Raw genomic sequence first — 14,591 nt, forward strand, 5'->3', positions numbered from 1 at the left:
GGTGGATTTATATTATTTATTGCCCTGATAAGTTATTTAGTAGCAATATAGAATTATTTACGAGATTTAGCATACTAGAGATTGTTGGAATCCAATCTATAGCAGTCCTGAGTGGATCGTTAGGTACAAATATAATATCACCAGGTTCAACTATAGGATTTTCCGTAATATTTCCTCCTTTTACAGCTCCACTGAGATTCACCTTTATTGCATTTCCATTTATTCCATCCTTGTAGAGGAATATAGAAGATGGTGCGGCATTTTGAGTGAAAAATCCTGCAGAAATAATAGCTTCAAGTACTGTTGTACCTTCATGAAGCTGTACTATACCAGGATTTTTGACTTCTCCGAGAATATAAGCAAAGTTTTGTGGTGTATCTACAACTTTTATTATGTCACCAGGTTTGACATTAAACGCAAGGGTATCTTCAACTTTTGAAATATCTATAATTTTTTCTTCAGAGTTTCTTAAAAGCTTTACGTATTTATAATTTTTATCAATTCCAAGCTTTGTGAGTATTTCATACAAAGTTACCTTATCTTTGTCAAGATAAATTACTTCTGGTTTTCCTAAAGCATCCATTGCATAAACGTAATTTTCAGTATCTAAATCAAAAATTATAGTACTTCCATTTTTTAATTGTAGATTTTTTGTTTCATCCCATGTGAATGAAACTTTTGTAGAATCTTCAATGATAGTCACAGTTTTGCTGATTCCTTTAGGAATTCCATTAATCTTAGCCAAAAGGGTTTTAAAATCAAATGCTTCATTATTTTTAAATTGGACTATAGTATTGGGCATATTTTTGCCAAATACGTAAACATAATTTGGTTGTCTTTCAGTTACAAATACAAAGTCATTGTCTTGAAGAATGGTGTTTTCTTCACCGAGATAAACTTTTTCAGCATCGAATTCTTTGATTATTTTTCCATTTCTCAAGATATAAACTTTGTCAGAAGAGTAATACAAATCAGGACCAATTATGAGACCTCCAAGTTTTCCAAACAAGGTTTTAAGATCAGGAGTTTCGTAATATTCAAATGCAACTCTACCAGTTTGTTTTATATACCCCATAGCAGTTACATAAATTGTCTTTTTTAATTTCACATTTAAAATAGAACCTTTTTCTATTATTATATTCTCTTTTACATTCAATGTTTTTCCATTTACGGAAATTGTTTCAATTTGTCTATAGTCACTCAATCCAGCTTTAGCAAGGATCCTTTGAAGTGTAATCGGTTCGTTATAATCAAATACGATGTATTTTGCGACATCCCCTGTTAAATACACAGCATTTGTTTCTGCAGTTTTTATAACAATAGTGTCAAATTTTTCAAGGGTGATATCGGGATTTTGATAAATAAGTGTATTTATATCGTAAGTCTCTATAGCTTTGTTTCTTACAATTAAAACTTTTTCAATTTCTTTAGGTTCTTTTATTCCTAATCTTTTAATTAAATAAGGCAAAGTTTTGGGTTCATTATACGAAAGTTTTATACTTCCACCGTTTGGGCCAACTACATTAACAACAAACGGTTCGTATACAATTTGAACAATATCTCCAGACTTTAGATTATAATCTTCATTTCCGAAAATTACACTCTTAATATCTATTACAAAATCGTTGTTGATAACTACTTTTCCATCGTGTTCAACTTCATCGTCCAAGCCAATTTTTGCAAGAAGAACCTTCAAAGTTTTAACCTCATCAGGGGTAAATTCAATTTTTCCCTTTATCTTTGAATTTCCAAGCACATAAACATAAAAATCAGGGTATTTTACTATTTTTACAATAGAGCCTGATTGTAAATAAATTTTTTCTTTGGTATTTAAAACTTCAGGACTGTATTGTAATTCTTTTCCATTTGGCAGTGAAACAATAATTTTTTCTATAAATTTTCTTTCATTTTCTGAAATACCACCACTTTTAGCAATGAGAGTATTTAAGGTTAGTTCTTCATTTACACCAAATGTTTTTACCCCAGGATTTTTTACAAAGCCAATTATATACGCATATTTTTCCTTTCGTTTTGGAATATAAATTCTAATACCCGGTGAAAGAGGGTAATCTTTGGTACCTGAAATAACATCTTCCAGATTTATTGAATTAACGACACCGTTTTGATAAATTTTGGTATTTTCAATCTCAGCATATTCTTTGTCAATGGGGCCAAGTTTTAAAAGCAATGTTGATAAAGTTAATCCTGGCACATATGTGGTTTCTAATGTATATGCTCCAAGTATTTTTATAGTTTTTTCAGAGGATAAAGGCGGTAAATAAATAATATCTCCTTCTTTTAATACGATATCGTTGTCAAATTTTCCTTGGTAGAAATAGGGGAGAAGGTTTACCGTAATAGTTGTATTGTCCCTTCTTATTTGTATATTTTCAAAATCAACTCCCGAATCTTTTGAAATACTCAAAAAAGAGAAAAGTTTTGTAATAGTCATGTCAGGGTACGTAGATATATCAAAAATTTTGTTAATAGCACCTTGGAGGAAAACAAGCATAGGAGCGTATTCAACAACGTATACAGTAATTACTGGTTGTTTAACAAATTTTTCAATATATGGTCTCAACATTTCTGCAACTTCATCTGGAGTTTTTCCTTGAACTTTTATATTTCCAGCGTAAGGATAGGGAATAGAACCATCAAGAGCGACTTTTACTGTTCTGGATAAATTTGGATAGTTGAATACTTCAATTGAAATAGTATCTCCAACTCTTATTGTGTATGAAAAAATTATAAGGGCAAAGAACAACATGAAAATAATTGTAAATTTTCTCATCGGATAACCTCCCATATGTGGTTTTCAATTTTAATCTGTTATTTATTATATCACAACGTTGTGATATAATGTGATATAATAATATATGATTTCCGCCAAAAACTTTTTGAATGGGGGAGTTATATGGATCCAGAAATCATCCAAGACGAACTTACACTTGAAGATATCATCCATATTTTCAAAAAACGATTTTGGGTTTTTATGACAACATTAATTTTAACGGTAGTTGCTGTGGTAGTGTACCTTATATATGCAACGCCAATATATGAAGCTAGTGCAACTTTAAAAATTGAACCGCAGTCTGCTGGTTCAATTACCGATTTATTTACTTCACAAGTTACGCCTGGAAGGCCTGATATTTCTACAGAGGTTGAACTTATAAAAAGTCGAAGAAATATTGAAACAGTTGTTGATGATCTTGATTTAGTATCATATTTTAGAAATAAAACTCAAAATCCAGAAATTACTAAAAATGATGTAATAGGAATTGTTAGTAATATGATATCAATTTCCCCCGTGAAAGATACAAAAATAGTGAAAATTTCTGTACAAAGTGATGATCCTATGCTTGCTAGTAATATAGCAAATAGGCTTGCAGAAGTATACAACGAGTTATTAAAAAGTCTTTCAAAGAACGAGTATACTGTTAAGAGGCACTTTATAGAACAACAGATTCCAATTGTTGAGGAAGAGTTGAAAAAAGCAGAAGATAATTTGAGAAAATTTAAAGAAGAAAACAACGTATTTGTCCTTGACGAAGAAGCAAAGAATCTTTTGTCACTTATGCTAAATTACGATAGTCAAGTAAATTCGTATATGCTTCAACTTCAAGAAAACAAAGCAACCATTGCTGCACTCAACGAGATGTTGAAAAAGGTGGATGAAAAGATAATTTCTTCTGAAACAATTACTACAAATCCAATAGTTAGCCAATTAAAATCAAAGCTTGTTGAATATAGAATAGAACTTGCTGGTCTAACACAAACTTATTCAGAAAGTGATCCAAAGGTTTTGGAAATAAAAGAAAAAATTAGCGAGACAGAAAAGTTATTGAAAGAAGAAGTTGCAAAGATTGTTACTTCTCAAGTTCAAACAATCAATCCTGCTTATCAAGAATTGTATACACAATTGATAGAAGCTCAGTACAAAGGGGAAGTGTATGATTCAATAATTAAATCACTTAATAAATTAAGAGATACTTACCAGGAAAAGTTATCAAAGTTACCATTACTTGAGCAAAAATTACTAGAGCTTAATAGGGACATAAAGGTAAAAGAGAATTTATATACACTTTTACTTGAAAAACTTGAAGAAACAAGAATAGCAGAGGCAGGTGTAGTAGGAACAGCAAGCATTATAGACAAAGCAATTGTACCTGACAAACCGGTTAAACCAAACAAGAAATTAACTCTTGCTATTGGCGGTGTTCTCGGTATATTCCTTGGTATATTATTTGTTTTTCTCGTTGAATATGCAGATAAAAGTATAAAGGATGAAGAAGAGTTAAAAAGAATTGCAAAAGGGAAAGTAATTCTTGGTAGAATTCCAAGATTTGAGCTGAAGAAAGATTTAAAAAATCCTGAGTTAATAGTTTTAAATAGTCCAACATCTCCACAAGCAGAATCGCTAAAGCTTGTATCAACTAACATTAATTATTCGGTTACACCTGAACCAAAGGTAATAGCTATTAGTAGTTCTGGACCAGGTGAGGGGAAGACGATAACTGCAGCTAATCTTGCAATTTCATATGCTCAAAATGGTGTTAACACCCTTTTATTGGATCTTGATATGAGAAAACCTAGAGTTGAAAAAGTACTTGGTTTAAAGCGTTTTAATATGGGAGTTGTGAATCACATCTTAAAAGATGTCCCAATTGAAAAGATTACCCAAAATTACATGGAGAATTTAGATATCATACCTGTTGGACCTCTTCCCCCAAACCCAACTGTTGTTTTAACATCCAAAAAATTTAAGGAGTTAATAAATACACTAAAGGAAAAATATGAAAGGATAGTAATAGATCTTCCACCAATTCTTGCCGCTGCTGATGCATTGATAGTTTCCAAACACACAGATGGTATGGTATTAGTTGTAAGAGCTGGTACAACTCAAAAACATTCTTTGAGAATTGCAATTGAAAATATTGAAACATCTGGAGCAAATCTTCTAGGAATAATAATTAATGATATTAATGAAAAGTCATCTAATTATTATTACTATTATTACTATTATTATTATGATGAAGAAGGAGGAAAAAAGAAGAGAAGGTTTAAAAGGCATAAAAAATAAAAGTAGGTGAAATTATGTTAGATATGCATACACATATTTTACCTGCAGTAGATGATGGAATAAAAACTGAAGAAGAAGCATTTTTGGTACTTGAGGAGTATAAAAAAAAAGGTATAAATATTGTAGTATTTACCCCTCATGTTAATCACTATAGTGTGAAAACGAGTATAGAAAAGATTTCTGATACGTATAAAAGATTAAAGCCAAAGTTTGATGAGATAGGTGTAAAAACATTTCTTGGAAGTGAAATTTACTTAACTGAAAAAGTTGAAAAATTTATACCAATTAATGATTATTTTTTGCTTTTAGAACTTCCTAGAGATGTTTATCCCATGTACTTACTTGACAAGATTTTTGAATTTCAATTGGAAGGTTATGAAATAATTTTAGCCCACGTTGAAAGATATAAATGGCTTAAAGATAATGAACTATTAATTGATAGATTAAAAACAATGAATGTTTATTTTCAGATGAATTTTGAAGCAATTGAAAGTGATAACTATTTTCTTAAAAATTCATTGATTGATTTTCTTTCAACTGATTGTCATGGCAATTTGTCTGAGATAGATTTTTCATTTTTTGAAAAATACAAAGACATATTTGAAAAAAGCATGGAAATCTTAAATTTAACATAACAGAATAAAGAGTTTAGATAAAAATGACCGGGATTTAACCGGTCATTTTTTTTAAACCAATTGACATATCTTTGTCATTATAGTATAATGTCAAAAATTAAATATTAAAAGATGTTTATCTTTATAATATTAATTTTAGGGGGGAGTATATGCAAAGCTATCATTATAATATTTCGATTTATCCCATGTATAGATTTATGATAAATATGCTCATAATTGGGCCAGTTCTGGTTCCGTACATGCTTTTAAAGGGACTAGATTATACCCAAATAATGTTATTGCAATCAATTTCTGCAGTTGCGGTCTTTTTGTTTGAAGTACCGACGGGAAGTATTGCTGATAAATTTTCAAGGAAGTTTTCCCTTTTCTTGTCTGGATTATTTATTGCAATATGTATGTGGATTTATATCGTTTTCAATTCATTCTTCATGTTTGCAATTGCTGAAATTATTTTTGGAATAGGTTTTACATTTGGAAGTGGTGCAGATTCAGCATTATTATATGAAAGTTTAAAAAAACTTGGAAGAACTTCTGAATATCAGCAAAGAGAAGGAAGTGCTTTGTCGTATGTATTTATTGGTCAAGCTATTGGATCAATAGCAAGTGGGTTTCTATTTAAAATAAATGCTGTTATACCATTTTGGATAAGCTTCTTAAATGTTTTAATTGCCGCAGTTATCGCTTTATTTTTCGTTGAAACTGAAAGAGAAAAAAGTGAACATAAATATGTAACACATGTTTTGAAAAGTGCAGGCCTTATTTTTAAGATACCACGTGTTTTTTGGGCAATGTTTTATGCGATGTTGATGGGTTTTGCACTAAGGGTAGGTTACTGGATATACCAACCATATTTTTCTGCGATTCAACTTGATATTGCCTATTATGGTATAGTATTCTTTTTATTCAATTTAGTGGCTGCATTTAGTTCAAAAGTACTAGTGAAGAGATACAAGAATGTAAGGCCAAGAAAAGTACTTCTTGCTTTATGTCTGTTGATGGTGATTAGTTTTATAGTACCAGCTATGTTTCTTTCGAAAATTGCGCTTGTGATTATTGCACTTCAGCAAGTGGTAAGAGGTCTTCATCCTTCAACCTTAAGGTTTTATATAAATCATCAAATAGAAGATAAATACAGAGCTACTGTGATTTCTTTTTCAAGTTTACTTGCAAATTTATCATTTGCAATACTTGCCCCTTTTGTTGGATGGGTTCTCGATAACAAAGGGACAATTCCTGCATACTATACAGTTGGACTTATCACTCTAGTAGGTACGGTGTTTTTGTATCAACTGCGCAAATTTCAAAAATCAAAAAATTAATTAATTTGAAAGAAAATAAAGTCTAAAGTATCCAAGAAAAGCTGGGTTAAGTTTAATGGGTCTCCAGGCCATATCGCCTAACATCATATTTTCAAATGTAACATATCTTATTTCACCGTTATCAGGACCTGTATGATATACAAATCCGTTCCCAGTATATATCATCACATGATATGGAAATTCCGGATCTTCGGGGTGAAAATAGAAAACAAGATCGCCTGGTTTTGCATATTGTCTATCAAAAGAAACAAATCTAGTATTAAAATGCAGTAAATTATATGCATTAACATAACTTACAAAAGATTTTCCATTAAAAAATATGTTAATTCCCAGAGGAGTATCAGGATAGTTGTATTTTTTAACATCATCAAATATTGGACCTTGATAATTGGTTTTTTCAAACCAATTATCATCATGCTTTTTCAAACTTTCTTTTAAAGCATAAAAAATGAATCCCGAACAATCTTTTGTGGTAAATGTTGGATGTTCATTATTTACGTTATCTAATGCTATTGCTACAAACCATAACCTGAAATTTAAGGAATCTTGTACATCCAAAAGCATTTCTGTTAGATATTCTTTATTAATTTTCCCAGTGGGAAATAATAAAGTTTGACAAATTACCATTAAAATTATCAAGAAAAACTTCAACTTCAGGTTTTTCATATTCTCCCAACCACCAATATATCACTCCTTCTTGAAATTTTTCATCTAAGTTGTATAACACCCAGTGAAGAAGTTCGTGAAGTAGTATCTTTTCATATATTCCCTTCGACTTAAGAATATTTATTGGTTGAAGAATAATTAGAAAATCTTTGTATACACCACCTATGCTGTACGGTTTACCTGTGAGTAAATTAAACTCATACAGGCTTTTAGCTTCATACAAAAGTACAGGAGTTGGAGGTAAAGTCAGACTTGCCTCTTCTAAAAATACATTCAATTCGTCCCACACAGAAAATGGAATTTCAAAATTTTCAGTATTTATTGGTATAACAACGTTGCTATTTGATAATAAAGGTATCAAGAGAGCCAATAGCAAAAGTGTCTTCATAATACATGTTGAAAATATAGGTTGGTTTTTTAACAAAGGTTCCATTGTAAGTTACCCTCCAATAATAGTTGAGTTTTCCAGGGTTAAGGTAACGAATGAAAAACGCTATTTTGTCTTTTTTAAGATCTTGATAAGAGTACCAAAGGTTATAATCTTCATACCATTGGTATGAAAATTTACCGTAATAATCGGGAGTTTTTTCACTGTAATTTTTAATAACTTGAGCACAAGCGGGTAAGTACTCTTCTACTATAAGATATTCACCTTTACCATCAATGTTAATTACAGTTTTTAAAAAGTCTCCTTTATGTATTTCAAAATCCTGATTTGCCGCAAATTGTACACTATAAAAACCATCTTCAAAGTAATAGTCGTTTCCAATGAATTTAAATGGTCCTTCTATTACAAGGTTATTATTACTAAACGAAACAGGTGTTCCGCCATGAATTATTTTAGAAATATCATCAGGAATTGGAGAAAAAAATGTTGGTGTTGATGTATATGAAATGCTTACAGGAATGTACTTACTATCTAATGGTAAAAATGCATCTATGTATTTATCATCGAATAATACTTCGTATCTTTTGAAAAGTTCATTTTGTATTTTAATTCCATTAGAAACATTTTGAGAATGGATTTTCTCAATAGATTTAACTTCCACATAACCATTACCTTTTACAATAATATTTTTTTCGTTCTCTTCAATGATTAGATTACTTTTGTATTTTTCAAAATCTTGACTTTCTATTATGGCAAGAACTGAAAGTGCTGTATCTTTTGTCGAATACCAGAACGGGCCTCTTTTCATACTTAATAAATAATTGATCATTTTATCTCTTAGATCAAGATATTTATTATTTCTTGAAAGAGTTCTTATAGCAATACTTGTAAGTTGGACGTTAGAATAAAATCCTGTACCTTTAATGTACGCTTTATCATTGTCTTCAATAGCGTATTCTCTAATTTTTTCTGGAGAGGTGTAGACATAGTCGATTATATTTTCGCCTTGAAAATCAACTTTTTCACCAAATAGATTTAAAACAAACGCAGAATATCCATTCAATTTTTGTTTTTTAAGATATATAATTGCGTTTTCAATAACCTCGTTTGGAAAATAATAACCTAATAGTTTTGTGTAGTACAAGCCCTCTAAAACATATGAAGTCATGAATACACTGCTTTCATCATTCATCCACCAGCCCCATCCACCATCACGATGTTGAAATTTTAAAAGTCTTTGCAATCCTTTTAGAATAATATCATCGAGGTTTGGATATTCAACGAATTTTTTTGCAACAAGCGCGGGATAGAAAGAACTCATTGTTTGTTCTACACAGCCGTATGGGTATTTGATTAACGCCTTTATTGAAGGTTTGAGAATATCTTTTATATTGTTTATTATTCTTATTTCATCTTCTTTGTTGAAAATCTTTTCACCGTTGATTTTTATTATTTTACTTATATTTTTTTCGAAATATTGTGGTTGAATTGGAATAGAAATTTTTATTCCATCATATTCATTAAGCATTGAAGCCTCAGCAGTTATTGTAGCTGTTCCTTCATTTGAAACTTTTATTTTAAATGGAATTTTTAAATCTTTTTCTATATAAAAGGTACCTGATTCAAAGTTTATCATTTCAACATTTTCTGCAGAAAGTTTAACTTCTACTTTTCCTTTGTTTCCAGTGTAATTTTTGATGTACAAAAGTCCATTTACATTATCACCTACTGTTAGAAAATCTGGTACGAAAATCTTTATTTCAAAAGGTTTTGTAACCACAAAATTGATATTTCCTTCCGCAATATAATCTTTAGAAATTTCATAAGCGGTTACTCTCCACTTGGTAATACTATCCGGTGCTTTAAATGAAAATTCATTTTCATATAATTTTGGGTTCCAATACGCAGTTTCTGGGAAATAGTCCCTTATTCTTCTTTCACTTGTTTCTTTGGTTGAGGCGAAAATATGACTTTTGATATTTTTTTCAAATTTAGAAAGAGAGCCAAAGTAAATATATCTTATCGATTTATATACATCAAAGTCTGGATAAGGATGTTCTGGGTATAAATTTTCCAAAACAGATGGTGGATTTGAAATGAGATATAATCCTTCATCTACGACACTTACAATCTTTAAAGATTTTGATTTTTCAAATGCAACGTTGACAAATTCTCCTGGTTTATAAACGCTTTTATTAAGTACAATATTGAGTTTTTTAACTCTGTTATGTTTAATCTTAATATTTAGCAAATCGTAAGATTTTAGGCCATAAAATTGCACAAAATAACTTTTTGCAATTTCGTCATTGGGGATTTTAATTGTAACTGTTTGTTTTTTGGTTATTAATATAAAATCCCTTATTTGTTCTGCACCTGTAACTAATATTCCTACGTCATTTTTTGGTTCTACTGTTATATTAACTGTTTCTCCTAATTTTACCTCCATTTTATCTGCGGTTAAAATACCACTTTCTCCTCTAGAATATCTTGTGAATATATTTTTGATTTCTTTGCCAAACTTTACAGTGACTTTCCAAACGTTTTTTGGTATTTCAATCTCTGCCCTTCCGTTTAACACTTTAAAGTAAGAATCAACATCATTAATTGTGACAACACCTATACCGTTTAAGGGATTTCCCGAAAGATCAGTTATATACAATTTTAAAATGTTATTTTCAATTTTACTTTCAATATTTACATTATCTGCTTTAGCTTCAACGTAAATTTTCTTGTCGTATTGTTTTCCAGAATCATCAACTACCAAAGCTTGAATCTTATACATTCCTGGTTTATCAAGATGGAGATAGTAAACAGCTTCACCGTTATTATCTGTTACAACTCGCATTTTATTTATTAAATTTGTATTGAGAAAACCGTAAAATAGAACTTCTGCATTTTTAACGGGATCCCCATTTAAATACGTTGCTTTCAATTTTACTTGCAGGGTATTGCCAGCGACGATCTGAGTTGAACTGGGAGTTAATGTAATTGTATATGTTGGTTTTGTATAATCTTGAATTAAAAAATAGAACCATGAAATTACATCATTATTTTCTTTTACGATTACTGTATAGTTTCCTGTTATTATTTCAGAGGTCGTTTTATAATCAAAAACAGCACCACCATACTCATCGGTTTTAAATGTATTAGAATATATGATGTTATTAAAAGGATCTTTCAAAGAAATCGTTACAGTGGAAGGATAAGGAATGTATTTATCTTTTGATCTTTTAAACAAATTAACCCTGAAATGAATAATATCTCCAGGTTTATAAATAGGTTTATCGGTAAAAACAATCGCTTTTTTTTCTGGATAACTAGACCAACCACCGTATTTTGAAAGAAAAACCACATTGTTATCAATAAAAAATACCTTGCTTTTGTAACGTTCAATATCAAAGTTAAAAATAGGTCCAGTTAACGTTTTTTTGAGATTTTTGTCATAATAATATAGTTTATTAATAAATCTTTTGTTTTTCAAATCATATACAGAGAAAAACAATTGTTTTTTAGAGGAAGCTACAAATGCTTCAAAATGTGTTAGGAAAAATAAATTGTTAACTGCATTTTTTCCTCCTTTTACAAGCACATAATAAGCTCCTGGGATATCTGGAAGTATTATTTTATACACGTCATCAGATTGCTTTTTAAGCGTAAAATCTGAGATTTCCATATCGCCGTAAAGTATTCCTTGTAACACATTTTTATTAATGTTAAAACGGAATACCTGTACATAGAATTGTTCATTAGATCTAAAATAAATTGTTCGATTGGGATAGATTAGAACATCTGGTGACGTAAAATAGATTTTTGAAAAAGAAATTGCAGACGCTAAAATAAGTAGTATTATAAGCAATTTTTTCATAATATCCCCCCTTAATTGAAGGCACAGCATTAATTTATACGTAATAATTATATCAAAATTTATTAAGAATTCAATGTGGTTATTTAAGTTATTGTTAATACATTGTTAAGTGCATAAATTTCTAAAATGATGATATAATGAAAAATATAGATTAAATAACAGAGGTGATAAGATGTTTTATATTATTTTTTTATTTGTAATTGTTTTTGAAGCAATTTGGGAAGTAGTTTTGGGAATTTGGAATATGAAATATTCGACAAGTTCTACATCTATTCCAGAAGTTTTGAAAGATAAAATTTCTGAAAAAGATTTTGAACGTTCAAAAAAATATTTAAAGGATACTACACGTGTAAAAGTTGCCTCAATAATATTAAATTTAATACTTACTTTGGTGTTTATTTTTTGGGGATTTCCGTATTTTGAAAGTTTAGTTTCAAAAATTTCTAATTCGGTAATTCTCCAAGGATTGATCTTTTTTGGAATATATTGGGTGATTAACATTCTTGTAAATCTTCCAATAAAGATGTATTCAAACTTTATTGTAGAAGAAAAATATGGTTTTAACACGATGACTTATAAAACATTTATAGCAGATACTATAAAGAATATGGTAGTAAGTATTGTGTTATTCACCCCGCTTATAGCATTACTTATTTGGATATTAAAGGTTGAATCTAATTGGTGGTGGAAGGTATCTTTAGTTTTTATAGCTTTTCAACTGTTTGTTACTATGATATATCCCATATTTATTGCACCGATATTTAACAAATTTACCCCTCTTGAAGACGGTGAGTTAAAGAAGAAGATCAACAAGTTATTAAAAACTGCACAATTTAAAGTATCAGATATATACGTTATGGATGCATCAAAGCGAACAAAAAAACAAAATGCTTACTTAACTGGTATTGGAAAGTCAAAAAAACTTGTGTTATACGATACAATATTAGATTATTCTCAAGAAGAAATTTTAGCAATTGTTGCACATGAATTGGGACATAATGTGAAAAAACATATTCCAAAACTTCTGATAATAGTTTCTATTTTCTATACATTAATGATATATTTAGTAAATGTTGTATATAACTATATATTAAGTTATCATGTATTTAACGTATCAAAGCCTTATTCAGTATTTATATATGCATTTATTTTTATCTCTTCAGCTATTTCCTTTATAGTACCAATAGTTAATTATATTCAAAGAAAGTTTGAATATGAAGCAGATGCTTATTCTGCTAAATTAGTGGGAACTACAGATTATTTGATTTCAAGTCTTAAAAGGTTAATTAAAGAAAATTTATCCAATATAAATCCCCTTCCACTTTATAAAATATGGCATTACAATCACCCTTCTCCTGAAGAGAGAATAAAAAGGCTGTATGATTTAAAAATATGAATGGGATTTTTGTTTTTATTCTTGTATAAAAATTCCTTAGTTTAGCAGTATTTTAAAATAAAGGGAATATGTGGTATAATCACCTCGTAATAAACGAGCTTTCTTTTTGCGAGGTGATTATATGGTAAATCCCTTCAAGTTTGGTGTGGTTGTTAAAGGGCATGATTTTTGTGATAGAGAAAATGAAATAAACGAGATAATCTCTGATATTAAGAGCGGGGTAAGCATTACTCTCATTTCGCCTAGAAGATATGGAAAGACTTCACTTATCTTAAACATATTTGACAGGTTGAATTATTTGAAAACAGTGTATATTGATTTAATGGGAATTACGACTATTCAAGATTTCTTAGATGTTTATGTAAGAGCTTTTTTTGAATATCTTGGGGGAGTAAAAAAGATTACAGCTTCTTGGAAAAAGATTTTTCCAAATCTTGAAGATTTACAAATAAATTTTGGACCATTTGGCGCCAGTTTTAAAGTTTCACCGAGTATAAAGAATATCGAGGAGGTTATTGCATTACCTGAGAAGATAGGTGGACAAGTTGTTGTTGCACTCGATGAATTTCAAGAAATTACGAATATTAAAGAAATTGACCTTTTAGCACTTTTTAGGAAAAAAGCTCAGTTGTTTGAAAATACGACCTTTATTTTTTCTGGAAGTAGAAGACATGTAATGTACGAAATATTTTCAAATCTTGAAAAACCATTTTATAGGTTTTCCAAGATTTACAATTTAGGTTCGTTAAATAAAGAAGAGGCAGTCGGTTTTGTGAAACACAAGTTTGAATCAACAAATATAAAAATAGATAAAAAACTGGTGGAAAGATTATACGAAATATGTATGGGTCATCCATATTACATGCAGTATATTTCACATATTTTATGGAATATATCATCAAATAATGAAAAGTGTTATGAAGAAAATTTAGAAGAAGCTGTAAATTTAGTTCTTTTATCTGAAAGACCAATGTTTGAAGCACTTTGGGATTCGTTGACTTCAAATCAGAAGATGGTTTTAAAAAGCATATCCTACGGAATTTCACCGTATGATTTGGATATAAGTGCAGGAAGTGTAAAAGCTGCGCTTGATAAGTTAAAAAAGTTAGACGTTGTTGAAAAAATCAATAGAAGATACAACGTGGTTGATCCATTTTTTTCAATGTGGTTAAAAAATTTATAACTCAAAAATTACGAGCTCGCATTTCACGAGGTAAATGGGTAAGAAAATAGAATTTTTTA

At 29.7% G+C, this 14,591-nt stretch carries 9 protein-coding genes; 5 read left to right on the forward strand and 4 right to left on the reverse strand.

Annotated elements, in window-relative coordinates:
• Positions 1 to 16: 16 nt before the first annotated feature.
• On the reverse strand, positions 17 to 2,791 hold the full coding sequence (locus BUB65_RS02750) for an SLBB domain-containing protein (protein WP_073071945.1): 2,775 nt from the start codon (positions 2,789 to 2,791) through the stop codon (positions 17 to 19).
• Between the two features lie 123 nt (positions 2,792 to 2,914).
• Here BUB65_RS02750 and BUB65_RS02755 point away from each other — a divergent pair, with 123 nt between their 5' ends.
• From BUB65_RS02755 to BUB65_RS02765, 3 genes are all read left to right on the forward strand, one after another.
• Entirely contained in the window at positions 2,915 to 5,080 is a 2,166-nt protein-coding gene (locus tag BUB65_RS02755) for a GumC family protein (RefSeq protein WP_073071947.1), read from the forward strand.
• A 14-nt stretch (positions 5,081 to 5,094) separates the two neighbouring features.
• A complete protein-coding gene (locus BUB65_RS02760; protein ID WP_084728013.1) occupies positions 5,095 to 5,715 on the forward strand; it encodes a CpsB/CapC family capsule biosynthesis tyrosine phosphatase in 621 nt (206 codons plus the stop codon).
• A 149-nt stretch (positions 5,716 to 5,864) separates the two neighbouring features.
• The gene (locus tag BUB65_RS02765) at positions 5,865 to 7,034 is read left to right on the forward strand and encodes an MFS transporter (protein ID WP_073071952.1); all 1,170 of its coding nucleotides are present in this window, start codon (positions 5,865 to 5,867) and stop codon (positions 7,032 to 7,034) included.
• On the opposite strand, the gene BUB65_RS02770 is transcribed toward BUB65_RS02765, so the two are convergent.
• From BUB65_RS02770 to BUB65_RS02780, 3 genes are read right to left on the reverse strand one after another with little or no spacing between them, the layout of a single operon-like run.
• Positions 7,035 to 7,700, reverse strand: a complete 666-nt coding sequence (locus tag BUB65_RS02770) for a DUF1175 domain-containing protein (RefSeq protein ID WP_234946726.1) — start codon at positions 7,698 to 7,700, stop codon at positions 7,035 to 7,037.
• Entirely contained in the window at positions 7,618 to 8,133 is a 516-nt protein-coding gene (locus tag BUB65_RS02775; protein ID WP_234946728.1) for a hypothetical protein, read from the reverse strand. Before BUB65_RS02775 ends, BUB65_RS02770 begins: the two co-directional genes overlap by 83 nt.
• Positions 8,039 to 11,953: an MG2 domain-containing protein gene (locus BUB65_RS02780; protein ID WP_073071954.1), complete on the reverse strand. Its 3,915-nt coding sequence runs from the start codon at positions 11,951 to 11,953 to the stop codon at positions 8,039 to 8,041. Before BUB65_RS02780 ends, BUB65_RS02775 begins: the two co-directional genes overlap by 95 nt.
• Before the next feature lie 172 nt (positions 11,954 to 12,125).
• Here BUB65_RS02780 and BUB65_RS02785 point away from each other — a divergent pair, with 172 nt between their 5' ends.
• Positions 12,126 to 13,349: a M48 family metallopeptidase gene (locus tag BUB65_RS02785; protein WP_073071956.1), complete on the forward strand. Its 1,224-nt coding sequence runs from the start codon at positions 12,126 to 12,128 to the stop codon at positions 13,347 to 13,349.
• A 121-nt stretch (positions 13,350 to 13,470) separates the two neighbouring features.
• Entirely contained in the window at positions 13,471 to 14,532 is a 1,062-nt protein-coding gene (locus BUB65_RS02790; RefSeq protein WP_073071958.1) for an AAA family ATPase, read from the forward strand.
• Positions 14,533 to 14,591 lie beyond the last annotated feature (59 nt).

Origin of the sequence: Thermosipho atlanticus DSM 15807, assembly GCF_900129985.1 — a bacterium.
In the GTDB taxonomy this organism is placed as follows: Bacteria; Thermotogota; Thermotogae; order Thermotogales; family Fervidobacteriaceae; genus Thermosipho_A; species Thermosipho_A atlanticus.